Source organism: Candidatus Binataceae bacterium (assembly GCA_035508495.1).
Classification (GTDB): Bacteria; Desulfobacterota; Binatia; order Binatales; family Binataceae; genus JASHPB01.
Genome location: DATJMX010000052.1, coordinates 117,079 through 141,334 on the forward strand (window position 1 = coordinate 117,079; position 24,256 = coordinate 141,334).

Below are 24,256 nucleotides of genomic sequence, written 5' to 3' on the forward strand. Positions count from 1 at the left end.
GGATAAAACTTTGTGCCTTCGTGCCCTTGGTGGTGAGTTCTGATTCCGGATCTTCAAAGCAGCGCGCGCCGCAGATCCGCCATCAGGCCGCCGAAGTAAGTGATGAACCGCGCCGCCATCGCACCGTCGATCACGCGATGGTCATATGAAAGCGACAGCGGCACGACGAGGCGCGGCACGAACGCATCCCCGCGCCAGACCGGCTTGCGCGTCACGCGCGAGACGCCGAGCACGGCGACTTCGGGCGCGTTGATGATCGGCGAGAAATGCGACCCGCCGATTCCGCCGAGGCTCGACACCGTGAAGCATCCGCCCTGGATGTCTGCCGGCCTGAGTTTGCCTTCGCGTGCCGTCGCCGCCAGCGCCGCAGTCTCGCGCGCGATCTGCATGACGCCCTTCTTATCGACGTCGCGAATCACCGGCACCACAAGGCCTTCGGGCGTATCGGCAGCAAATCCAAAATGAAAGTACTTCTTTAAGATTAAATTATCGCCGTCGAGCGACGAGTTGAACTCCGGATATTCGATGAGCGCCTGCACCAGCGCCTTCAGCACGAATGCGAGCAACGTGATGCGGACGCCGTCGTTCTTGCGCGCGGCATTGATCTCGGCGCGGAACACCTCGAGGTCGGTGACATCGGCCTCGTCGAACTGCGTGACGTGCGGGATCATCACCCAGTTGCGCGCGAGGTTGGTCTTCGAGATGCGCCGGATGCGCGAGAGCTGGCGCATTTCGATTTCGCCGAACTTGGTGAAATCAAGTTTCGGCCACGGCGCGAGATCGAAGCCCGGTGCGACCGAGGTGCGAGCTGCGCCACCCGAAGACATCGCGGCTTTGACGAACTTCTCGACGTCGGTGCGGAAGATGCGCCCGTTCATCCCGGTGCCGGCGACCTGCGTCAGATCGACGCCAAGCTCGCGCGCGAATTTGCGCACCGCCGGACTAGCATGCGGCCGCTTTCCAACTTGGGCCGGTGCCGATTCGCTAGCGGCCTGGATCGAGATCACCTTGGCCGACTGCGGCGGCGCAGCTTTGGTGCTCTCCGCGCGCTGAATCGCAACTGACGAGGCCTGCACCGTGGGCGGCGCCGTCGCAACATGCTTCATCTGCGGCGCCTGCGCAGGAGCAACCGCCCCATCCGATGCCGCCGCAGTATCGCCGTCGGTTTCGATTACGACGAGCGCCGAGCCCTCGGAAATGCGGTCGCCGACTTTGACTTTGAGCTCTTTGATGACGCCGGTTTCGCTCGACGGCACTTCCATCGAGGCCTTGTCGGATTCGATGGTAATGATCGAATCGTCAACCTTGATCTTGTCGCCGGGCTTGACCATCACCTCGACGACTTCGACGTCCGAGAAATCGCCGATATCGGGAAGCTTTACTGCAACCGTCGCCATCGCATCACACCGTCGCAGGGTTGGGCTTTTCAGGATCGATTTCGTACTTCTTGATCGCGTCGGCGACGCGCGCGGCCGGGATCTGCTCGTCGTCGGCGAGCGCTTTCAGTGCCGCGAGCGCAACGTAGTAGCGATCGACCTCGAAGAAGTTGCGCAGGCGCTTGCGATAGTCGCTGCGGCCGAAGCCGTCGGTGCCAAGCACCTTGTAGCGGCGCGGCACGTAGGGCCGCACCTGGTCGGCGAAGGTGCGGATATAATCCGACGCCGCGACCACGGGACCGGGACGATCGATGAGGCAAGTCTCGACATAGCTGCGCCGCTGCTTCTGGCTCGGGTGCAGCATGTTCCAGCGCTCGGTCTCGATTCCTTCGCGTCTAAGCTCGGTGAAGCTCGGCACGCTCCAGATATCGGCGGCAATGCCGAAATCGTCGTGCAGCAGATCGGCCGCCGCGATCACTTCGCGCAGGATCGTTCCCGAGCCCATGAGCTGCACGCGCGGCGCCTTGCCGTTGCTGCCGTCGCGGAAGAGATACATGCCCTTTAGGATGCTTTCCTCGGCCCCGGGCGGCATCGCGGGGTGATGATAATTCTCGTTCATCAACGTGATGTAATAAAAAATATCTTCCTGTTCCGCGAGCATCCGCCGCAGGCCATCGTGGATGATCACCGCGAGCTCATAGGCGAAAGTCGGATCGTAGGCGACGCAGTTGGGAATCGTCGAGGCGATCACGTGGCTGTGGCCGTCGGCATGCTGGAGACCTTCGCCGTTGAGCGTGGTGCGCCCGGAAGTGCCGCCGAGCAGGAATCCGCGGCATCGCGAGTCGCCGCCCGCCCACGCCAGATCGCCGATTCGCTGAAAGCCGAACATCGAGTAGAAGATGTAGAACGGGATCATCGGCAGGTTGTGCATCGAGTACGAGCTCGCGCCGGCAATCCATGAGGACATCGCGCCCGCCTCGCAGATGCCTTCCTGCAGGATCTGGCCGTGCTGGTACTCGCGATAGAACATGAGCTGGCCCGAATCCTCCGGTTTGTAGAGTTGTCCGACCTGCGAGAAGATCCCGAGCTGCCGGAACATCCCCTCCATGCCGAAGGTGCGCGATTCGTCCGGCACGATCGGCACGATTCGCTTGCCGAGTTCCTTGTCGCGCAAGAGCTCGGCCAGGATTCGCACGAACGCCATCGTGGTCGAGATTTCGCGATCCTCGCTGTCTTTGAGCTGCAGCTCGAACGCCTCGAGCTGCGGGACTGGCAGCGAGTACGACTTGCGCCGCCGCGTTGGCAGGCTGCCGCCGAGCGCGGCGCGCCGCTCGCGCAGATACTGCATCTCGATACTGTCTTCAGCGGGCCGGTAGAGCGGCACGTCGGCGATTTGCTCGTCGGTAATCGGAATCTTGAAGCGATCGCGAAACGCCTTGAGCTCGGGCAGTCCCATCTTCTTCTGCTGATGGGTGATGTTCATTCCCTCGCCCGCCGCGCCCATGCCATAGCCCTTGATGGTCTTGGCGAGGATAACGGTGGGCTGCCCTTGGTGATGCACGGCGGCATCGTACGCGGCATAAACCTTGATCGGATCGTGACCGCCGCGGCGGAGCTGCCAGACTTCCTCGTCGGTCATGCCGGCGACCATCTCGGCGAGCTCCGGATACTTGCTGAAAAACTCCTTGCGCACATAAGCGCCGTCACGCGATTTGAAGGCCTGGTACTCACCGTCAACGCATTCTTCCATGCGCTTGCGCAGAACGCCGACCTTGTCGTTGGCAAGCAGAGGATCCCAGTTGCTGCCCCAGATTACCTTGATGACGTTCCATCCTACACCACGGAAACCGGCTTCGAGCTCCTGGATGATCTTGCCGTTGCCGCGCACCGGTCCGTCGAGGCGCTGGAGGTTGCAGTTGACGACGAAGATCAGGTTGTCGAGTTTCTCGCGCGCCGCGAGCGAGGTCGCACCAAGCGCCTCAGGCTCGTCCATCTCGCCGTCGCCCATGAAGGCCCACACGTGCCGATTGCTCGGCTGCGCGAGGCCGCGCCCTTCGAGATACTTCATGAAGCGCGCCTGGTAGATCGCCATGATCGGGCCGAGGCCCATCGACACCGTCGGGAAGCGCCAGAAATCCGGCATCAGCCACGGATGCGGATAGGACGACAGTCCCTTGCCATCGACCTCGCGCCGGAAGTTGAGGACCTGCTCCTCGCTCAGGCGGCCCTCGAGAAATGCGCGCGAGTAAATCCCCGGCGACGAATGTCCCTGGATGTAGAGCAGGTCGCCTTCATTACTTTCTGTAGGGGAGCGCCAGAAGTGCGAAAAACCGACGTCATACAGCGTCGCCGCCGACTGGAAGCTGGCGATATGCCCGCCCAGTTCGGAGCTCTCCTTGTTCGCCCGCACCACCATCGCGACCGCGTTCCAGCGGATGATCGCGTTGATGCGCCGCTCGATTTCGCGATCGCCGGGATATGGCGGCTGCCGTTCCGCCGGGATCGTATTGAGATACGGCGTGTTGGCGTTGTACGGCAAAAAGGCGCCGCGCGAGCGCGCCGTTGTGATCAAATTTTGAAGCAGAAAGTGAGCGCGGTCGATTCCCTCGGCGTCAATCAACGCTTCGAGCGATTCGAGCCATTCGCCAGTTTCCTCGGGATCAATATCCTGAATTGTTTCCATCGGCATCCGACTGCATGATTCCGCTGCGTTCAGACTTGCCGCGATCGCGGAGTCTCCGCGCCGCGGCTCCTCTTTCGAGCGTACCGAAACTAAGCCTCAAAACCCACCCCGGGTCCGCGTCCGGCGCGGCTCCTAGTACCAAAGTGCAATTGCGGCAAACTTGAGACAAACCTACCGTGATTCCGCAACCAACTCGGTGCGGAGTATTGGATGAAGGCTCGCAAGGCAACTTGTCTGGTGGTGTGCTCGATACTCGCGGCCGTCCTCGCCAGCGGATGCTCGGAAACCTCCAAACCGGGGCCCAACGTCATGCAGCGGATGGAGGGCGAGACGCCCGCGCTGCCGACCGGCAACGGCTTCTTCGGCGCTCAGTATTCGCTGCTCAAACCCGGGCAGGAGGGACAGGCGGCGCTGGGGTACGTCAATCCTGACGCGAAGTGGAGCTCGTACGACAAGGTGATGCTCGAGCCGGTCGAGTTTTGGGACGGCGAGAATTCGAGCGTCTCCCCTTCCGATCAACACATGTTGACGGCCTATTTCTACAATGAGTTGAAAGAGAACCTGCAAACGGACTTCACGCTGGTCGACCAGGGTGGGCCGGGGGTGATCGTGGTCCAGGTCGCGCTCATCAATGCCAAGGCGGCGACGCCCGTGATGCGCTCCGTGTCGCTGGTCGTCCCGCAAATCCGGCTGGTCAACTCGCTGCAATCACTCGCGACTGGCAGTTACGCGTTCGTCGGATCCGCGGAAGCAGGCTGGAAGGTGACCGATGCGCAAAACGGCGAGCTGCTGGGCGCGGCGCTCGATCAGCGCGAAGGCGGCACCGCGCTCAGCTCGGCAGCGCAATGGCAATGGGGTGATGCCGAAAACGCCATGAACCTGTGGGCGCAGAAGACCGCCGCGCGCCTCGAGCAACTGCGCACGGGCGGCGCGGCCTCACCCTCGCCGGCAGCAAGTCCCGCGGCGGCGCAATGATCATGAATCGAAATAGCAGTTCGACAATTTTCGCGCGGTTGTCTGTTGCGGCATTCGCAATCGCCCTAGCGCTCGCGATACCGCGCGCGGCTCGTGCCGACGCCAGCACCGTGCTCATGAACCGAGTGCAATACGCACTCGCCGCCAATACCAACCTCAACGGCGCCTCATGCTATGTCGTCTCGCCCGGAGTCGTCGTTCTCTACGGCACCGTCTTCAACGACAAAGATCGCGATCTCGCAGAATCGACGGCACGCGGCGTGCGCGGGGTGCATAAGGTTGTCAACACCTTGCGGACTTCGACGGGCAAGTGGCTCGAGCAGGAATCACGCATCAATGACACCTTGTTGCTCAATGGTTTCAACAGCGTGCAGGTGCGCGTAATCGCCAACCAGGCCTACCTATCCGGCACAGTGTCGAGCCCGGGCGAGGAGCAACGAGCAATACGGACGGTTAGTTCCGTGTCGAACTTGCAGGTTGTCAACTTCATGCGCGTGGTGCCGGGCTCGATTTTTTAGCTGTCGCCCAATGTGACCTGGACGAAGGAAATCACCTTCTAATCAGCTTATGGGTGTGCTATCCAGTCTCGGACGCCCGGCCGCGGCGACAATCGGCGCGGCTATGCAACGTCGGCTCGGTCAGGCACACAGATTGAAATCGCGAGTCCGCTCAGATTCAGAGAGTCGTCAGCGCCGTCATCGCTTGGCGGCAGGATACGATACCAGAGCGTTCGTCCTGACCGTGCTGATCACGGTCATCGCGTTGGGCGGCGTGGGATGCATGATCGGGCCGAATTACAAACGCCCGCCTGCGCCGCTCGCCCAACAATGGAACGAAGTCGGCGACGCTTCGGTGAACACCAATAGCGAAGAATATGCTGACTGGTGGAATGTCTTTAACGATGCGGTTCTATCGCACCTGATCCAGATCGCGTACGCGCAAAACCTCACGCTTCGAACGGCCGGGGTCCGGGTTCTCGAATCGCGCGCGCAGTTGGGACTCGCGATCGGTGAATTCTACCCGCAGCAGCAATTTATAACCGCGGGGGTTTCATACAATCGAATCCCGATCGCGATCCCCTACAACCTCCTCAGCAATACCTACTGGACGGATTCGTTTGGCGCCCAGGCTTCATGGGAGATCGATGTGTGGGGCAAGTTGCGGCGCAACATCCAATCGGCCGATGATGCTTTCCTCGCCTCCGTAGCCACCTATGACGATGCTCTGGTCACTCTCACCGGCGACGTGGCCGCGACCTATATTCAGGTTGAAACGCTCGCCAAACAGGTCGCGATCGCCAAAGAAAATGTCGAACGCCAGAAGGGCATCCTGAAAATTGTAATCGCCCGTCACGATGCCGGCGTCGTCACCGGGCGCGATGTCTATCAAGCCGAAAACGTGCTGGGGCAGACCGAAGCCAGCATCCCGCAATTGACTGCCCAGCTTCAGCAATCGAAGAACGCGCTCGCCGTGTTGCTCGGGATGCCGCCGGGAAGTCTCGACCAACTGCTCGCGAATTCCAAGGGCATCCCTGTCGCACCGGACTCGGTCAGCGTCGGAATTCCCGCCGATCTGCTGCGCCGCCGCCCCGACCTGCGCGAGGCCGAATTGCAGGCCGCCGCGCAATGCGCACAAATCGGGGTCGCCAAGGCGGATTTGCTGCCGGCCTTCACGCTCTTCGGCAACGTCAGCACCGTTGGCACCAATGTCGGACGCGGTCTGGAGAGCGTCTTCAACGGCGCCAGCCTTGCCTACTCGGTCGGACCTCAAGTGCAATGGAACCTGCTCAACTACGGGCAGATTACCAATAATGTCCGCGTCCAGGACGCCAAGTACCAGGAATTACTAATTGACTATCAGAACGCGGTACTCGTCGCGCAAAAAGACGTTGAAAACGGATTGTCAGCATACGTCGAGTCACGCGAGGCGGTTGGCTACCTCAAATACAGCGTCAAGGCGGCGGAGGGCGCGCTCAATATCGTCACGATTCAGTATCGGGAAGGCACCCTCGATTTCACCGCGGTCCTGCTGGCTGAGCAGAATCTGCTCGCCGCGCAGAACGCGCTTGCTCAGGCCGAAGGGGCGGTACCGCAAGGGCTGGTCGCAACCTATCGCGCGATGGGCGGCGGATGGCAGATTCGCGATGGTAATGATTTCGTCCCGCGTGCCACGCAAAACGAAATGGCGAATCGTACGTACTGGGGGCGGCTCCTTACGCCGGATCTGATGAAGCCCAAGGCGCCGGGACTTCCCTCGCCAAAGGATGAACGGTTCCCGGTTCAGTTACCTGAGTAATGAGAAATTGATGCAAGCAGAAAGAAAATTCCGAACGGCCGCAGCGACCTGGGCGCTCATCGCGGCAGCTTCGTTCGCCCTGCTCGTCTCAGGTTGCGGCAAGAAGCCCGAGAACGAGTCGGCGCCACCAGAGGTAACGGTGGCTACGCCCGAAACTCAGTCGGTTACTGATTATCTGGAATTTACCGGCAACACCGTCGCCACCGATTCAGTATCACTGGTCGCGCGCGTCGAAGGATATCTGGATAAAATCCATTTCATCGACGGCGCGACCGTAAAAAAGGGCGCCCTGCTCTTCACGATTCAGCAAGCTCAGTACATCGCGCAATTGCAGCAGGCCAAGTCCCAGGTCGAAGCGCAGAAGGCCGCGCTCTGGCACGCAACCACCGAACTTGCCCGCTACACCAGATTGCTCAAGCAGGATGCCGCCACGCAGACCGAAGTCGATCACTGGCACTATGAGAAGGATACCGCGGACGCCAATCTCAAGAGCGCAGAGGCTCAAGTGGTAATTGCCGATCTCAACCTCGACTACACTTCGGTGACGGCGCCCTTCGACGGACGGATGGGCCGCCATCTGGTCGATCCGGGCAATCTCGTTGGTTCCCCGGGCAAGACGACCGTACTTGCCGAAATCAATCGAATCGATCCGATGTATGTCTATTTCACTATTTCCGAGCGCGACCTTCTGCGCATCATAGCCATAAATCACGGCCGCAATGCCTCGCGCGTGACCGCCCAACAAATTCCCGCTTACTTCGGTCTGCTGAACGAGTCTGGCTATCCGCGCGAAGGGCGTCTCGATTTCGCCTCGATCAGCGTCGCGCCGACCACGGGCACGCTCCAGCTGCGAGCGATATTTCCGAACAAGGAGCTCGACGTGCTTCCCGGTCTTTTCGTTCGGGTGCGAGTTCCTGCCCAGGAAAAGCGCGACGCGCTGCTGGTCCCGGGCGATGCCGTCAGCTTTGACCAGCAAGGTGAGTATGTACTCGTCGTCGACAGCAAAAATATAGTCGAGCGACGGACCGTCAAGACGGGCGCGCAGGTCGGCGACCGGCTGGTTATCGAGGAAGGTCTTAAGCCCGACGACAAGGTAATTGTCGAAGGTCTCCTCCAGGCAATTCCGGGTCACGAGGTTAATCCGCAGCAAGCGAGCGCCGCCACCGGCTCGACGCCGGATGCGGCCGCTCATTAGGCAGTCGCCGAGGCGCTGAATGTCGAAGTTTTTCATCGAGCGCCCAATTCTGGCGAACGTTATCGCGATCGTGACGATCCTGCTCGGCGCGGTCTGCCTCTACACCCTGCCAATTTCGCAATATCCGCAAATCGTCCCGCCGACGATTCAGGTCAGCACCAACTACCCTGGCGCGAGCGCCCAGGTCGTCGCCACTACTGTAGGTATCCCGATCGAGCAAGGCGTCAACGGCGTCGAAGGCTCGATCTATATGCAGTCGACGAGCGGCAGCGACGGCACCTACATCCTCACAGTCACTTTTGCCGTCGGCACGGACCTGAATTCGGCAATTGCGCTGGTTCAAAATGCCGTCAATGGCGCCCTTTCGCAGTTGCCCGAGGCAGTACAGACTCAGGGCGTCAGCGTCCAGAAAGTCAGCACCAATGTACTACTCATCGGAAGTCTATATAGCGATGACAATCGCTTCGACGAAACTTTCCTCAGTAACTACGCGATCATCAACCTGCAAAATCCAATTGCGCGTCTGCCCGGCGTCGGCCAGGTCCAGGTCCTCGGCGCCGGCCCCTACAGCATGCGCATCTGGCTCGATCCGCTGAAGCTCAAGGCCTACGGCCTGACTGTTTTGGACGTGCAGCAGGCAATCAAGAATCAAAACATCCAGGTCGCGGCGGGACAGCTCGGCGGTCCGCCGGTGGCTTCGAGCCAGATATTCCAGTTTACCGTTAATACGTTGGGGCGCCTGTCCGATGTCAGCGAATTCGAGAACATAGTAATCAAGGCGCATCCGCCCACGACGCTCGAGACGCAAAGCCAGATCACTGAGGAGGTCGGTCAAACCGCGGCCGTAGTCCGGATTAAGGATGTCGCCAAGGTCGAGTTAAGCCAGGAGGTTTACTCGACGTTCTCGGGCTTGTCGGGCAAAAGAGCCGCTCAGCTCAACGTCTACACCTTGCCTGGCGCCAACGCCCTCAAGGTCGCACAGGAAGTGCGCTCCTTGATGGACCAGATGAGCCGCAAGTTTCCGCAGGGACTGAAATATACCGCGCTGCTCGACACTTCGACTTTTATCAAAGACTCGATCAGCGGCGTCTATTCCGCCCTGATCGAAGCCGGCATCCTGGTTCTGATCGTCATCATAATGTTCCTGCAGAATTTCCGCGCGATGCTGGTGCCGGCGACCACCGTGCCGGTCACGATCATCGGCGCCTTCGCGGCGATGGCGCTGCTGGGATTTACCGTCAACCTGATGACGCTGTTTGCGCTGATTCTCGCCATCGGCATTGTCGTCGATGACGCTATCGTCATAGTTGAAAACACTTCGCACTACATAGAAACGGGCATTGCGCCAAAAGACGCGGCGATCAAGGCGATGGGCGAGCTGACCGGTCCCGTGATGGGGATCACGCTCGTGCTTACGTCGGTCTTTCTCCCGGCGTCGTTTCTGCCCGGGATCACGGGCCAGATGTTTCGTCAGTTCGCGCTCGTTATCGCGTCAACCGCGATTATCAGCGCGATGGGCGCTCTTACTTTGAGCCCTACTCAGTGCGCGCTCTACTTGAAGCCCGTGCCGAAGGACAAGAAAGTCAACTGGCTATTTCGCGGCTTTAATACCGTCTATGGCGCGATCGAGACGCGCTACGTATCCATCGTGCGATGGATGGCGAATCGCACCAAGCAGATGGCGCTGCTGTTCTTCGGCATAGTGTTCTGCGCCGCCGCCCTCTTCGCACATCATCCCACCGCCTTCCTGCCCACCGAAGACCAGGGATACTGCCTCGTGGTCGCCCGGCTGCCGCAGGGCGCCTCGCAGCCGCGGATGCGTGACCTTTCCGTCTCAATCGACGGCATCCTCAAGCAAACCCCTGGCATCAAGGGCTGGATCACGAGCGGTGGATTCTCAGTTCTCGATTCCGCGAACCTCTCCAACGTCATTACTGTCTATGCAATGTACGAGGACTGGGATAAACGCCCCAATGATCTGAGTCAGGCAGATATCGTCGCTGATCTTCGCGAAAGGTTCCGGTCGATCCATAAAGCGACCTTTACCGTCGTCATCCCACCACCGATTCCCGGTCTGGGGCAATCCGGCGGATTCGAAATGCTGGTGGAAGACCGCGCGAGTCTCGGCCTGCGCGAACTCCAGCAAGCCGCGCAACGCATAATCGCCAAAGCCAATGAGGATCCCGGACTGCGCGGCGTCACCACGACTTTCAGCGCCAACAGTCCTCAGCTCGAACTGGATATCAACCGGACGATGGCCGAATCGCTCGGCGTTACGATCAACGACGTATTTTCGACTCTTCAAACCTACCTCGGCTCGACTTATGTCAACCAGTTCAACAAATTCAACCAGAGTTTCCAGGTCAGGCTCCAGGCCGAGGCTGACTATCGGAAACAGATCTCGGATATAGGCAATCTCTACGCCCAGAACAAAGATGGACAGATGGTTCCGCTTGGCGCGCTGCTCGACGTTCATCGCGTGCTCGGGTCGGAGCTGCTGACCCGGTACAACTTGTATCCCGCCGTTCCGGTCATCGGCTCACCTGCCCCCGGCTACAGCTCGGGACAGGCGCTTGACGCAATGGAAGACACGGCGAAGGCAAACATGCCGATGGGCATGGCATATGACTGGACCGGGCTCGCCTACCAGGAGCGGCTGACTGGCAGTCAAGCGTACTTTATATTTGCGCTCTCCATCACATTGGTATTTTTGGTTCTCGCCGCGCAATACGAAAGCTGGACCGACCCGGCTGCGGTCATACTCACTGTGCCGATGGCGCTTGTTGGTATCGTCGCAGCTTTAATCGTCAGACGGTTTGCGAGCGATCTCTATACTCAGATCGGTCTGGTCCTGATGATCGCGCTGGCCGCGAAGAATGCGATCCTCGTCGTCGAATTCGCGCGCGAACTCAAGGCCGGGGGAATGTCTCCGGTCGATGCGGCCGTCGAAGCTGCGCATCGGCGCTTCCGACCGATCATGATGACTTCGATCGCTTTCATCCTCGGTACCGTTCCCCTGCTGACCGCGAGCGGCGCCGGTGCGGCGAGTCAGCAGTCGCTGGGCACAGTGGTTTTCGGCGGGATGCTGGCTTCGACGATGCTGGCGATTCCGTTCGTACCGGTGTTCTACATCGTGATGGAAGGCGTCAGTGAGCTCCTGAGTGGCGGCAAGACGAGCGAACCGGCGGCCGTCGAGAGCGCAACGCATAAGGTCGCCGATTGACGACGCGCCTGTCGACGAATGAGCAAATTCTTCATCGAGCGGCCGATTTTCGCGAACGTGATCGCGATAGTCACAATCCTGCTCGGTGCGATCTGCCTATACAACCTGCCCATAGCGCAGTATCCGCAAATCGTGCCGCCGACGATCCAGGTCACGACCTCCTACTTCGGCGCGAGCGCCGACGTCGTCGCCAACACCGTCGGCATTCCAATCGAGGCCGCGGTGAATGGGGTCGAAAACTCGATCTACATGCAGTCAACCTCGGGAAGCGACGGCAGCTACACCCTCACCGTCACTTTTTCGATCGGCACCGATCTCAATTCCGCGCTCGCCCTGGTGCAGAACTCCGTTAATACCGCGCTCCCACAATTACCGCAGACCGTCCGTTCACAGGGCGTCAATGTAAAGAAGGTCAGCACCAATATACTGCTGATCGAAAGCCTCTACTCAGACGATAATCGATTCGACGAGGCTTTTCTCAGTAACTACGCGATCATCAATTTGCAGGATCCTATCGCGCGACTGCCCGGTATCGGCGAGGTAACAGTGTTCGGGGCCGGACCGTACAGCATGCGCGTGTGGCTTCAGCCCGACAAGCTCAAGGCCTACGGCCTCACGGCGCTCGATGTCGAACACGCGGTTGAATCGCAGAACGTGCAGGTCGCCGCCGGCACGATCGGCGGTCCGCCCGCTCCTGGGAACCAGATATTTCAATTTACGGTAAATACCCTCGGCCGCCTTACCACTACCGAACAGTTCGGCAATATCATCATCAAGAGTGTCCCGCCGTCGACTCTGCGAAGTGGCGCAAAGGAGAGCTCTGCGGATATCGTCACCGCCTCGGTCGTTCGGATTAAGGACATTGCGCGCGTCGATCTTAGTCAGCAGGTTTACACCGTATTCTCAACTTTGAGCGGCAAGAGAGCCGCGCATATCGCCGTCTTCGCACTCCCTGGCGCCAACGCACTCGAAGTCGCCCAGGAGACCCGGGATCTGATGGCGCAGATGAGCAAAACGTTTCCGCAGGGTCTCAAATACACTTCGCTCTACGACACGACGATCTTTATTAACGAATCGATCAGCGCGGTGTATCAGACGCTAATCGAAGCCGGCGTGCTGGTTCTGATCGTCATTATTCTTTTTCTGCAGAATTTCCGCGCGATGCTCGTGCCGGCGACCACGGTTCCAGTGACTATCATCGGCGCGTTCGCTGCGATGGCTTTGCTCGGCTTCACAGTCAACCTGATGACGCTGTTCGCTTTGATTCTCGCGATCGGCATCGTGGTTGACGATGCGATCGTGATCGTCGAGAACGCGTCTCATTATATAGAGACTGGACTTACGCCCAAGGATGCCGCGATCAAAGCGATGGGCGAGCTGACCGGCCCGGTGCTTGGAATCACGCTAGTACTGACCTCGGTGTTTTTGCCGGCCTCGTTTCTGCCGGGCATCACCGGGCAGATGTTTCGCCAGTTCGCGCTGGTTATCGCGGCGACGGCGATGATCAGCGCGCTCAACGCGCTGACCTTGAAGCCAACGCAGTGCGCCCTCTACTTGCGGCCGATTCCGAAGGGCAAAACGAAGAACTGGTTCTATCGCGGATTCAATCGCGGCTACGAAAAGGTCGAGGAGCACTACATAACAATCGTGCGCTGGATGGTAAACCATCCGGCCAAAATGATCCTGGCGTTCTTCTCACTCGTCGGACTTGCGGCCGCCGCTTTCTCTGTTTATCCGACCGCCCTGATGCCGCTCGAGGACCAGGGGTATTGCATTGTTATTGCGCAATTACCGGCGGGTTCGTCGCAGCCTCGCGTGCGCAAAGTGTCCGATCAAATCAGCTCGATCCTCAAGACCTCGGAAGGGATCAAGGGTTGGGTGACGATCGGGGGATATTCGGCAATGGACAGCGCAAAGCTGTCCAGCGTCATTACTGTATTCACGATCTACCAGGACTGGGACAAGCGGCCGCCCGGGTTCACCCAGGAAAAGATTTTAATCGAGCTCCAGCATAAGATGGCAGCAGTGCGGGCGGCGGCGGTGCGCGTGCTGCCTCCTTCGCCTATTCCTGGACTAGGTAATGCGTTTGGCTTCCAAATGATGGTCGAGGACCGCGGCACCAACGGGTTACAGGAATTGCAAAAGGCGGTCATGCAGATTCTCGGTCGCGCTCAGAAGCAGCAAGGATTCCTGCGTACCGGCTTCACGACCTTCAGCGCCAACAGTCCGCAAATCTATCTCGACATAAATCGGGTGATGGCGCGCTCGCTGGGTGTCACCATCAATGACGTATTCAAGACGCTCCAGACCTACCTCGGATCGAGTTACGTCAACCAGTTCAATCAATTCAACCAGAGCTTCCAGGTCCGCCTGCAGGCAGGCGCCGACTATCGCATCAAGCTACGCGACATCGGCGAGCTTTACGTCGCCAACAGAGATCAGCAGATGGTCCCGCTCGGCGCGGTGCTGGATGTGCATCGCGTGCTCGGGTCTGAACTCGACACGCGCTACAATCTTTACCCCGCCGCATCGATCACCGGCATTCCGATGCCGACCTACAGTTCCGGCCAGGCGCTCAGCATCATGGAAGGTTTCGCCGGCCAGGTACTGCCGCAATCGATGGACTACGAATGGACCGGGCTCTCCTACCAGGAAAAGCTGATCGGCAACCAGGCTTATTTCATCTTCGCGCTTTCGATCACGCTCGTGTTCCTGGTCCTCGCCGCACAATATGAGAGCTGGACGGACCCCGCCGCCGTAATACTCACTGTCCCGATGGCACTGGTTGGGATTATCGTCGCGTTGTTCATTCGCAAATTCCCAGTCGATCTGTATACGCAGATCGGACTAGTGCTGATGATCGCGCTGGCCGCGAAGAATGCGATTCTTATCGTCGAGTTCGCGCGCGAGCTGCGCTCGGAAATGTCGGTGGTTAATGCGGCGGTCGAAGCCGCGCGGCGGCGCTTCCGGCCCATTCTGATGACTTCCACGGCGTTCATCCTGGGTGTGGTTCCCCTTTTGACCGCGTCGGGCGCCGGCTCGGCGAGCCAGCAGTCGCTGGGCACTGTGGTTTTCGGCGGCATGCTGGCCTCGACGCTCCTGGCCATTCCGTTCGTGCCGGTCTTTTATATCGCAGTGCAGCGTGTCGGGGGCGGCGAGCAGCCTGAACCCGCGAAGCCCCAGTCCGCAGCGGCGCCGGTAAAATCATGAACTCGGAAGACGTGTACGAAGGTACAATTTACATCGACGGATAAGCGCTTCACGCTTTGTGATCGAACCAGTAGCGGCTTGTTGATGAATGAGGAAAAAGTATGATTCTAAACCGCGTCTCTGAATTCAAACTGCGAGCCCTTATCGTGACTATCAGCGCTGGGTTGTTTGCGTTGACGATAGATACGATCCAGCAAACGGCGGTCGCACTTGCCGACAGCCCGATGGCGACGCCGGCGGTTTCCGCGCCACCGCCGCCTGCCAACAGCGACATGCCCGGTCCCGCGCCTGGCAAGGCTACGCAGCAGCAGCTCGAACAGCTCGTTTCGCCGATCGCGCTCTACCCCGACATACTGGTGGCGCAGATTCTGGCCGCGTCGACTTATCCGACGCAGATCGTCGAGGCGGATCGCTGGCTTCAGCAAAACAAAAATCTCAAGGGCAAGGCGCTGACGGATGCGGTCAGTCAGCAGCCGTGGGATCCGAGCGTCAAGTCGCTCTGCCAGTATGCGCCGGTGCTCGACAATCTGAATCAGAATCTGTCGTGGACATCGGCGCTCGGCCAAGCTTACTACAATCAACCAACCGATGTGATGAGCGCGATTCAGACGCTGCGCAACATGGCGTTGAAATCGGGCAATCTCAAGTCGGGGCCGCAGCAGACTGTGAAGGTCGAGCCGAGTCCGCCGCCGGCCACCGGCACGAGCTCGACGACCATCGTAGCGCAATCCGGCACGACCGTCGTGACCCAGCCCAATGGCTCATCGCAGACGATCATCATCGAACCCACGCAGCCGCAAGTCGTATATGTACCGAGCTACAATCCCACAACCGCGTATGGGCAGCCGATGGCGGCGCCGCCCGGCTACAGCGGCGCCGACCTGATGATGGCGAGCATGATGTCGTTTGGCGTCGGCATGCTGGTCGGCGACATGATCGGTTCGTCGTCAAATAACTGGGGATGCAACTGGCACGGCGGCAACGTCGTGTATAACAAGAACGTTTACGTCTCGAACAGCAACGTATATCCGAGCCGATCCGGATATGGCTATCGACCGCCGAATGGCTATAACCATCCGTACTACGGGAACAATGCCTATCCGCGGCCGTACAATTCGCCCTACGCCAAAAACAATCCCTACGGCTCTTATCATGAGCCGACGATGCCGAAGCAGTACAACTCTTACGGCGACTGGAATAAACCGGTATCGCAGCAGAACCAGTTTCAGAATCAGAACCGGCCTATGAATCAAAATGAATCGCGGTATGCGAACAACGAGCGAACGCCTAACTCGAACTGGAATAACAATGCGTTTCGCGGCTACCACGATCAGAACAGCAATCCCGACCGCTCGTCATGGGGCAACATGGGCAAGCAGCAGCCGGGCGGCTTCACGCAAGCCAGCAGCTCGCGCGGCAGAGATAGTTATTCGGGCAACACCGGCCGTTGGGGCGGTGGCGGTTGGGGCGGCGGTGGAGGTGGTGGTCGTTCCGGCCGATTCCGCTAAACCACGGAACACCGACCTGGACGACCGATGAGGAAGACGAACATGTTGAGCATGAATATAGGTGAGCGTTCAAATTTCACTATTCAGATCCGGCGGCGGATCTCCGTAGCGATACTCATAGCGAGCGTGGCATTTGGATTAGCGACCGTTGCCCGGGCTGCGCAAGACTCCTTTCCTACTCCGCAGGCGGCCGTCGATGCGTTGATCGCGGCGGCGAAGAACTCAAATGCTGCCGCAGCGAATGAAATCCTGGGACCTGACGCGAAAGAAGCGATCTCGTCCGGCGATCCGGTCGCCGACAAGGCGGGACGCGAGCAGTTCATCGCGGGCTACGATCGGATGCATCGCCTCGCGTACAACACCGACAACCAGGTAATTCTGTATATCGGCGCTGAGAATTGGCCATTTCCTATTCCAATCGTGAAACGCGGCGAGGGATGGGAATTCGACACACCGGCCGGTCTCAAGGAACTCCTCTTTCGCCGCATCGGCAGCAACGAGCTATTTACTATCGCAGCGCTGCGAACACTAGTCGATGCGCAAAAACAATATGCCGATGCGCAGGGAGGCGGAAAGCTCTACGCTCAACAGATAATGAGCACCCCGGGTACCCACGACGGTCTCTACTGGAAAGCGGCGGTGGGCGAACCTGAGAGCCCGATTGGGCCATTGGTGGCGGAAGCCACAGCGGCCGGCTATGGACCATCGAGTGGCAAGACGAAACCCTTTCACGGCTACCTTTACAGGTTATTGACCAGCCAGGGAGTCAGTGCGCCAGGCGGACCCGAAAACTATATCGTCGATGGAAAAATGATTAAGGGATTTGCCTTCCTCGCATATCCGTCTGACTATCGATCAACTGGCGTGATGACTTTCCAGGTCAATGAGGACGGCGTCGTGCTGCAAAAGGATCTCGGCAAGAACACGGTCGCGCTCGCAAGTCAGATTAAGGATTTCAGTCCTGACAAATCATGGACACCGGTTCCGGAATATGGCGACTGAGTATCAAAATATCGTTCAGCTAATCCGGGATTCGCAGCAACGCTGATCCAATGCGATTTCTAAGGTGGCTAGGCCGCGAGTTGAACGAGGCGCTTCCAATCGCCTCGTTCTTCTTCATTGGCTTCGTAATCGTACTGCTGATCGTGAAGCTGATGCTCGAGCAGTATTCGATTGAAACGGTTACCTTATCGCGAGCGCTGGTCGGCGCGCTGATCGCGGCGAAAGTCGTGCTTATCCTCGATAAAACTCCGGTGGCGCGAAGTTTCAAATCGTATCCGCGAATCATTCCCGTGACGGCGAAGGCCACGGTCTATGCTCTGTCATTTATTCTCGTGACGAGAGTGGAGCGGGCATTCGATTCGTGGCGTCATGGCGGTATCGCTCAGGCACAACCCGCCGAGATACAGAATAATATGTATCGCGTCCTCGCGGTTGCGCTCGCCGTGGGAATTGTATTCGCAATCTACTTTGCACTCGACGAGATCAGCTCGCACGTCGGCAAGGGAGTATTGTGGAAACTCTTCTTTTCGAAGACCGCGTCGCGAAGTGAAGATGGCGCTGCAGCGGACAGTCTCGCGCCACCTGTATCGCGGCGCGATGCTGGCTAGTCCTCGTGGATGCCGAGTACCTCGGCCATGCGGACCAGCTCGGCGAGCGAGTCAGCGCCCATTTTCTCAGTCACTCGCGCACGATGAGCTTTAATCGTTCGTTCGGTCGTTCCTAACTCGAACCCCGCTTGTTTGTTCAGAAGCCCCTTCGTGATGAGTGCGAAGACCTCGCGCTCGCGTTTTGACAGTTGATTAAAACGCGCTTCGAGCTCGATTTTGCGCGAGCGTTGCTGGTGCTGACGGCGTGACCGCTCGGTCCCATTGCGAATGGCCGTGATCAGCGATTGATCGTCGATAGGCTTTTCGAGAAAGTCGACGGCGCCCTGCTTCATCGCGCGCATCGCCACGGCGAGATTGCCGTGACCCGTGACGAAGACGAGCGCCGCATCAGGCGCGAGTTCCTTTAGTCGCGCCTGCAGCCCCAGGCCGTCGAGCCGCGGAAGCTGCACATCCGCGACGACACAATCGACGCGGCGCTGATCGATGGTACGCAGAAAATCCTCTGCCGACTCGTACACGGCGGCTTCGAATCCCGCCGATGTCAGCAACCGCTCAAGCGCTCGGCGCATCGAGACGTCGTCTTCGATGACCGCTACTCTGACTGGGTCGCTCATCGCTCCAAGCTGAACCTGCTCCGTTGTTCGTGCGCACGACTGGAAGCGCGCAGGTGAAAATCGCTCCGCCGCCCGGGTCCGATTGCGCCCATATCCTACCGCCGTGACCCTCGACGATCGATCGCACGACCAGCAAGCCAATTCCCATCCCCTGAGGCTTGGTGGTCACGAAGGCGTCGAAGATGCGATCGCTTATCGCGGTGTCGATTCCCACCCCGCTGTCGCGAACACTGATGTTGATATAGCCAGGCTCGGCCTTCGCCGCAGTGATCGTGACCTCGCGGCGACCTTGGTGTTCATCGGCGATCGAATCGAAGCCATTGAGCGCGAGGTTCGTCACGCATTGCAGAAGCTGAATTCGGTCGCCGAGTATCGGGGCTAGGCTCGAGTCGGCCGCGACCTTGAGCTCAATCCGCCTGATCGCCGCCTCATTGCGAAGCAGCGCTTCGCACTCGGCGAGCAGCGAGTCGACTTGAAGCGTGGCCTTGCTGGTCTCATCACCCTTGAACATCGCGCGCACGCGGCGCACGATCTCACTCGCGCGTCTGGCATCATCGACGATGTCTGTAAGAGCAGGGATCACGTCCGGGATAGCTGGGACATCGGCGCTTAGCATGCGCCGCGCCGTTTGGGCGTTGGTCAGGATCGCTCCCAGCGGCTGGTTGACTTCGTGTGAAATCGAGGCGACCAGCTCGCCCATCATCATGCGCCGCGAGGCGAGCGTGAGCTCGCTGCGAACTTTTTCGAGTTGCATTTCGATGTCACGCCGCTGCAGCAGGTGGCCCAGGAATTCAGCAACGAGCCGCAACTGCCGCACGATTCGCGGCTGCCAGCGGTAGCCGGTGCGGAACTTGCCGAAGGTGACGCCGCCGACCGTGACTCCGCCGACGCGAAATGGCAGCGCGACCTGCGCAGTCTGGCCCATTTCCTTCATGAAGCGCTCGTAGTCGGCCGCTTCCCTCGGCAGGTGCATGCCCTTTGACCACACCATCTCGCGGCCCTCGAGCACACGCATCGAGATCCAGGGCGAGATTTTCATTGTGACGGTGCCGTAACGTATGGCTGCGATACCGGGCCTATTCCATCGATGCGTTACGCCGCGGCCGAGATAAATTATCGCAGCGCGATCGAGTTCGAGCGTCAGGCAAATCTCGCCAAGCCAGCGCTCCACTTCGCGATCGATTTCATTGGCCGACACCCGTGCCATCGCCGCGAGCGCGTGCGACAGCACTGATTCAAACCGATCGCTCCTCGGCGCGCGGCGCGACCCTGCATCGCGCTTGATCGGTTTGGACTTCGATATAGCTGCCATGATCCGAGGCGTTTGTTCTCGAAGCAAAACGATACATCACGTGGAGGTAACGCGAAAGAAAGTGATTGAAAACTGTTTTGAGATGCTTTCGAGACTAGCTGGCGACAACTCAGCTCGAGCCGAGCGCGTCGTTTATCGCCTCGAGCAGCGCATCTTCATCGAACGGCTTGTAGAGCGTCGCAACCGCAGCAACCGTGTCGGCTAATTTCCTGGTGTGCCCGTCCGTGCGCGCTGTCATCAGGATCACCGGCACTTTACGGCCCGAATCGTTCAGCGCACGACTCAGCTCAGTGCCGTTCGCGCCGGGCAGGTAAATATCCGTCAACAGACAAAGATCGCCCGATGGCAGCTCAGCCGCGAGCAGCGCCTCGGAACTGTCGAACGTAAGAACCTGAAATCCCACCGAGATAAGTAGCCGATGCATCGCTCTCAAGATCGAGGCATCGTCGTCAACGACCAGTATCGTGGCGGCAGGCTTAGTCGGCGCAGACATCGAAGAGATCGTCCTGGTTCCGTGAACCGGACGATCCCATGATGCAGCAGCAGTTCGCGCGCGCACTATTGTACTTTCGTACAGTCACGCGCCGACGCATCGCGCCGCTCAACCATGATGCTCAAATCCATTTGTGACGATGCGCTTCGACCGGGGCACTCAGCCGCGGCTTGACTGTCGCCGCGCATTGTTCGACGTTGGGTTTTCGCAGCGCGCGTGCGCGCACACAAAGGAGCACCAGATGCCCGAATACACGATGACGATCGATGGCAAGGCGGTTAAAGGATCGAAGACGACCGGAGTCATCAATCCTTCGACCGGAAAAACCTTCGCCCAGGTTCCCGATTGCACCAAGGCCGAACTCGACCAGGCGATGGAAGCCGCGCAACGCGCGTTCCCGAAATGGAGCCGCGATATCAACGCGCGCCGCAAGGTTCTGAACGACATCGCCGCCGCACTCCAGCAGCCGCCCGAGGGTCTCGCGCGCACGCTCACGCAGGAGCAGGGCAAGCCCCTCGACAAGGCGACTGGCGAGGTGATGGGCGCCGCGATTTGGTGTCAGTACACCGCGAGCCTCGACCTGCCGATCGAGACGATTCAGAACACCGATCAGGCGCGAGTTGAGATTCGCCGCAAACCGGTCGGCGTCATCGCCGCGATCACGCCGTGGAACTATCCGCTGATGCTCGCGATGTGGAAGATCGCGCCGGCCCTCCTCGCCGGCAACACCGTGGTGCTCAAGCCGTCGCCGTTCACGCCGATCACCTCGCTGATGCTGGGCGAGATCGTGCGCGACATCGTGCCGCCGGGCGTGCTCAACGTCATCTCGGGCGGCGACGAGTTGGGAGCGTGGATGACGACGCATCCGACACCGCGCAAGATTTCGTTCACCGGATCGGTCGAGACCGGCAAGAAGGTTGCCGCATCGGCGGCGCCCGACTTAAAGCGCGTGACGCTCGAGCTCGGCGGCAACGATCCCGCGATCGTGCTCGGCGACGTCGATCTCGATGCGGTCGCGCCCAAGATCTTCTGGGGCGCGTTCGAAAACTCGGGACAAATCTGCAGCGCCATCAAGCGCGTGTACGTTCCGGAAAACATGTACGCACCGATGCTCGAGAAGCTCGGCGCGCTGGCCAAGGGCGTCAAGGTGGGCGATGGCCTGACGGCTGGCACCGAGCTCGGCCCGATCAACAACAGGCCGCAGTTCGAGCGCGTGAGTGAGCTGGTCGAGGATGCGAAGAAGCATGGCGCCAATATCGTGACTGGCGGTCATCGCATGAGCGGTGACGGTTACTTCTTCGAGCCGACGATCGTCGGCGGCATTTCCGACGGCGTGCGCCTCGTCGATGAAGAACAGTTCGGCCCTGCCCTGCCCGTCATTCCATACAAGGATCTCGATGACGTGTTGAAGCGCGCCAACGCCACGCACTACGGGCTCAGCGGCTCGGTATGGTCCAAGGATGCCGATCGTGCGGCCGAGGTCGCGCAGCAGCTCGAGTGCGGCTCAGCGTGGGTCAATCAGCATCTGGCGATCGCACCGAATCTGCCGTTCGGCGGCGCGAAGTGGTCAGGCATCGGCGTGGAAAACGGCCCTTGGGGCCTCCTCGGCTTTACCGAGATCCAGGTCGTGAACGTGTCGAAAGTCTGACCGCCCGCATTGAATTGAACAGATTAAAAGCGGCGCCGGGCGAACGTCCGGCGCCGCTTTTTCAATTCTTTCCTATCGGCAATTTACGGAACCAGGACCCGACGAAATCCCACTATGGAGTCCGCAGGCGCAGGCTCGAGCCTGTAAAGCGATCCCGCAGCGCCCGGGTAGAACATTTCGCCGAAGTAATAGGGTTGAACCATCGTTCCCGACGTCATCGCCGGCAACCGCGCCGATCGAGCGATTTCCTGACCCGTCGCGGCCTTGCGCCAAACGACCTCGTCCTGCGTGTTGGCATCCGGGATCTGAGCACCGGGAATGTCGGAGCCGACGATGACACGCTCGTTGGGCGGGCCGATGATCGCGATGAATTCGGTGGTCGTTTGCGCCGCCTTCCAGGCTGTCTCAAGTCCGGAAGAGCTCAGATGCACCCCTGCGATCTCGCCCGGCAGGGCGTCCATCGCGTAGATCAGGTTCGATTCCGGATCGACGGAGACCGTCGCCGCGTTCCAACTGACAGCCTGGGTCCCCCCGGGCCCCTGCTTTGAGAATGCGAGCTTGACCAGAGGGGGGATCGGATCGCCCGCGAAGGGCTGGATTGTCGATTGTTTCGAGGCATCGCCCTGGTTGACCGCGAACACGCTCAAGGGCGCGGATGCGGGCAGTCCGTTGCTCTGGCCGACGACCCAATCGTTCAAAACTACCAGCGCCCACCCCGAAGTCTGGCCGGACGTGAGCAGTGGGCCCGGATTCCACGTGGAATCAAGAGTCAGGTGCCCCTGGTTGATTTCATAGCGGACGCAGGTGTCTACGACGAAGAAATAGACATACTCGTGGCCGTTGTACTCGGCGACCGTCGCGCGCCCGATGACGTCGGCAGAGAATGTCGTCTGATCGACGATCGTCATCGTGTTTGGATTGATCGTGACCAGTACCGAGTCGGGTACGTCCGAAGGATCCGGACACTTCGCCAGCGCATCGGGCCCCTGAACGGTGCAGCCAGCCTGTCGATAGAATGCTTTCGCGACGATCGTCCCGTCGCTCGTCGCAGTGAATCCGTTGTACGTTGTATCGGCCGGTGCCGCGTCGCCGGTTGGCAGTACGAGCGTCGCCAGCACCTTGCCGGTCAGTGGATCGATCTTCGAAAGGCGATACCCATAGATCACGTACAGCTTGCCGTTATCGAGAAGGGCTTGCGCGCCCGGGTAGTCCCACTCGCCGCTATCCGCCGTATTGATCAGCTGATCGTACCATACGGGCCGCAGGGTATTCGGATCGATCCGAGCGACGTAGGCGCCGATTGAAGAAGAGTCATTGCCCGAGGCCCCGCCATACAGAAACATTTGGTCGGCGTCCAAATAGGTCATGTTCCAGCCAGACGGATAAATTTCCTCTGAAGGCATCGTAGTGACGGTATTGTTCCCGGAGAACCGCCCGCCGAACGTCGCCTGCGGAAAGAGATGGGAACGGCCGGAATCATAGTGTTCGAACGCAGCGAGCGACGGATACCAGGGTAGATTGCCGCTCAGTCCGCTATTCGAATCGCCGGAAGCAGCAACGACAACCAGCGCAAGCAAACCCGTCAGGAGGCTGAGCGTCCTCCTGTGTGCCATCCTTATCTTTACCGAAAGAGCCATTGCCGTTAGACCTTCCCCGGCTTCCACGCGGTGCCAGAGTGCAATAAAGCCCACCAAAAGCAGGAATTGCTTTAATACGATCCTGCTGACTCGATGTCTAGCGGCTATCCACCCGGATGATGGCTTGAGTGGAATGACCGCGCTTCCAAGGCGGGAGAGGGTTATGAAGAGGCGCGCTCGAGCTTGATCGCGTGCTCGGGGCAGGCGGCAACGCAGAGGCCGCAGGCGTGACACTCGCTCGCGCGCACTGCGAATGCTTGCCGGTTGCCGTGCGCCCAGGCTTTGACGCGCGCGCCGAATGACAATGCGCGCCGCTGTTGGTTACTTAGTATGCCCATCTCGAATACGTCATATGGACAAACGCGGACGCAGTCTTCCTTGCCTTCGCATCGGCTGCGATTGACTACCGGTGCGAAGACACCCGCTTCCTGTTTGCATTGAACATTCGCCGATGCCGCCATCGAATTGATACCTCCG

Annotated in this window: 17 protein-coding genes; 10 read left to right on the top strand and 7 right to left on the bottom strand. The window is 59.7% G+C overall.

All coding sequences use genetic code 11. The features are described 5' to 3' along the window. Positions 1–53: 53 nt before the first annotated feature. Complete coding sequence (gene aceF / locus VMA09_17190; protein ID HUA35348.1) at positions 54–1,397, bottom strand: dihydrolipoyllysine-residue acetyltransferase; 1,344 nt, start codon at positions 1,395–1,397, stop codon at positions 54–56. Between the two features lie 4 nt (positions 1,398–1,401). Further along, complete coding sequence (aceE, locus tag VMA09_17195) at positions 1,402–4,059, bottom strand: pyruvate dehydrogenase (acetyl-transferring), homodimeric type (protein ID HUA35349.1); 2,658 nt, start codon at positions 4,057–4,059, stop codon at positions 1,402–1,404. 210 nt (positions 4,060–4,269) lie between these two features. Here aceE and VMA09_17200 point away from each other — a divergent pair, with 210 nt between their 5' ends. From VMA09_17200 to VMA09_17240, 9 genes are all read left to right on the top strand, one after another. Then, the gene (locus VMA09_17200; GenBank protein HUA35350.1) at positions 4,270–5,034 is read left to right on the top strand and encodes a DUF3313 domain-containing protein; all 765 of its coding nucleotides are present in this window, start codon (positions 4,270–4,272) and stop codon (positions 5,032–5,034) included. 2 nt (positions 5,035–5,036) lie between these two features. Next, positions 5,037–5,552, top strand: a complete 516-nt coding sequence (locus VMA09_17205; protein ID HUA35351.1) for a BON domain-containing protein — start codon at positions 5,037–5,039, stop codon at positions 5,550–5,552. 184 nt (positions 5,553–5,736) lie between these two features. After that, positions 5,737–7,329 carry an efflux transporter outer membrane subunit gene (locus VMA09_17210; GenBank protein HUA35352.1) on the top strand — a complete coding sequence of 531 codons (1,593 nt, stop codon included), beginning with the start codon at positions 5,737–5,739 and terminating at the stop codon, positions 7,327–7,329. Positions 7,330–7,339: 10 nt separating this feature from the next. After that, complete coding sequence (locus VMA09_17215) at positions 7,340–8,524, top strand: efflux RND transporter periplasmic adaptor subunit (GenBank protein ID HUA35353.1); 1,185 nt, start codon at positions 7,340–7,342, stop codon at positions 8,522–8,524. 19 nt (positions 8,525–8,543) lie between these two features. After that, a complete protein-coding gene (locus VMA09_17220) occupies positions 8,544–11,747 on the top strand; it encodes an efflux RND transporter permease subunit (GenBank protein ID HUA35354.1) in 3,204 nt (1,067 codons plus the stop codon). 18 nt (positions 11,748–11,765) lie between these two features. Continuing rightward, positions 11,766–14,957 carry an efflux RND transporter permease subunit gene (locus tag VMA09_17225; protein HUA35355.1) on the top strand — a complete coding sequence of 1,064 codons (3,192 nt, stop codon included), beginning with the start codon at positions 11,766–11,768 and terminating at the stop codon, positions 14,955–14,957. A 146-nt stretch (positions 14,958–15,103) separates the two neighbouring features. Continuing rightward, the gene (locus VMA09_17230; protein ID HUA35356.1) at positions 15,104–16,465 is read left to right on the top strand and encodes a DUF3300 domain-containing protein; all 1,362 of its coding nucleotides are present in this window, start codon (positions 15,104–15,106) and stop codon (positions 16,463–16,465) included. A gap of 126 nt (positions 16,466–16,591) precedes the next feature. Beyond that, complete coding sequence (locus VMA09_17235) at positions 16,592–17,467, top strand: DUF2950 domain-containing protein (protein ID HUA35357.1); 876 nt, start codon at positions 16,592–16,594, stop codon at positions 17,465–17,467. 80 nt (positions 17,468–17,547) lie between these two features. Beyond that, positions 17,548–18,075 (top strand): hypothetical protein, encoded by a 528-nt coding sequence (locus tag VMA09_17240; protein HUA35358.1) that lies wholly within the window; start codon positions 17,548–17,550, stop codon positions 18,073–18,075. Here VMA09_17240 and VMA09_17245 read toward each other — a convergent pair. The 3 genes from VMA09_17245 to VMA09_17255 form a co-directional block, all read right to left on the bottom strand. Then, on the bottom strand, positions 18,072–18,644 hold the full coding sequence (locus VMA09_17245) for a response regulator (protein ID HUA35359.1): 573 nt from the start codon (positions 18,642–18,644) through the stop codon (positions 18,072–18,074). The two genes, VMA09_17240 and VMA09_17245, sit on opposite strands and share 4 nt — an antisense overlap. Next, positions 18,628–19,896 carry a HAMP domain-containing sensor histidine kinase gene (locus VMA09_17250; GenBank protein ID HUA35360.1) on the bottom strand — a complete coding sequence of 423 codons (1,269 nt, stop codon included), beginning with the start codon at positions 19,894–19,896 and terminating at the stop codon, positions 18,628–18,630. The genes VMA09_17245 and VMA09_17250 overlap by 17 nt, the downstream gene beginning before the upstream one ends. Positions 19,897–20,110: 214 nt before the next feature. Further along, positions 20,111–20,494 (bottom strand): response regulator, encoded by a 384-nt coding sequence (locus VMA09_17255; GenBank protein HUA35361.1) that lies wholly within the window; start codon positions 20,492–20,494, stop codon positions 20,111–20,113. Between the two features lie 241 nt (positions 20,495–20,735). On the opposite strand from VMA09_17255, the gene VMA09_17260 reads away from it, so the two are divergent. Continuing rightward, positions 20,736–22,142: an aldehyde dehydrogenase family protein gene (locus VMA09_17260; protein ID HUA35362.1), complete on the top strand. Its 1,407-nt coding sequence runs from the start codon at positions 20,736–20,738 to the stop codon at positions 22,140–22,142. 83 nt (positions 22,143–22,225) lie between these two features. Here VMA09_17260 and VMA09_17265 read toward each other — a convergent pair whose 3' ends face one another. Both VMA09_17265 and VMA09_17270 read right to left on the bottom strand, forming a co-directional pair. After that, positions 22,226–23,755 (bottom strand): hypothetical protein, encoded by a 1,530-nt coding sequence (locus VMA09_17265; protein ID HUA35363.1) that lies wholly within the window; start codon positions 23,753–23,755, stop codon positions 22,226–22,228. Positions 23,756–23,940: 185 nt separating this feature from the next. Next, the gene (locus VMA09_17270; protein HUA35364.1) at positions 23,941–24,240 is read right to left on the bottom strand and encodes a ferredoxin family protein; all 300 of its coding nucleotides are present in this window, start codon (positions 24,238–24,240) and stop codon (positions 23,941–23,943) included. Positions 24,241–24,256: the final 16 nt, after the last annotated feature.

Bases quoted from the DNA above. Each gene is read 5' to 3' on its own strand.
- aceF (HUA35348.1), bottom strand. From the start codon at position 1,397: ATGGCGACGGTTGCAGTAAAGCTTCCCGATATCGGCGATTTCTCGGAC.
- aceE (HUA35349.1), bottom strand. From the start codon at position 4,059: ATGGAAACAATTCAGGATATTGATCCCGAGGAAACTGGCGAATGGCTC.
- VMA09_17200 (HUA35350.1), top strand. From the start codon at position 4,270: ATGAAGGCTCGCAAGGCAACTTGTCTGGTGGTGTGCTCGATACTCGCG.
- VMA09_17205 (HUA35351.1), top strand. From the start codon at position 5,037: ATGAATCGAAATAGCAGTTCGACAATTTTCGCGCGGTTGTCTGTTGCG.
- VMA09_17215 (HUA35353.1), top strand. From the start codon at position 7,340: ATGCAAGCAGAAAGAAAATTCCGAACGGCCGCAGCGACCTGGGCGCTC.
- VMA09_17220 (HUA35354.1), top strand. From the start codon at position 8,544: ATGTCGAAGTTTTTCATCGAGCGCCCAATTCTGGCGAACGTTATCGCG.
- VMA09_17225 (HUA35355.1), top strand. From the start codon at position 11,766: ATGAGCAAATTCTTCATCGAGCGGCCGATTTTCGCGAACGTGATCGCG.
- VMA09_17245 (HUA35359.1), bottom strand. From the start codon at position 18,644: ATGCGCCGAGCGCTTGAGCGGTTGCTGACATCGGCGGGATTCGAAGCC.
- VMA09_17250 (HUA35360.1), bottom strand. From the start codon at position 19,896: ATGGCACGGGTGTCGGCCAATGAAATCGATCGCGAAGTGGAGCGCTGG.
- VMA09_17255 (HUA35361.1), bottom strand. From the start codon at position 20,494: ATGTCTGCGCCGACTAAGCCTGCCGCCACGATACTGGTCGTTGACGAC.
- VMA09_17260 (HUA35362.1), top strand. From the start codon at position 20,736: ATGCCCGAATACACGATGACGATCGATGGCAAGGCGGTTAAAGGATCG.
- VMA09_17265 (HUA35363.1), bottom strand. From the start codon at position 23,755: ATGGCACACAGGAGGACGCTCAGCCTCCTGACGGGTTTGCTTGCGCTG.
- VMA09_17270 (HUA35364.1), bottom strand. From the start codon at position 24,240: ATGGCGGCATCGGCGAATGTTCAATGCAAACAGGAAGCGGGTGTCTTC.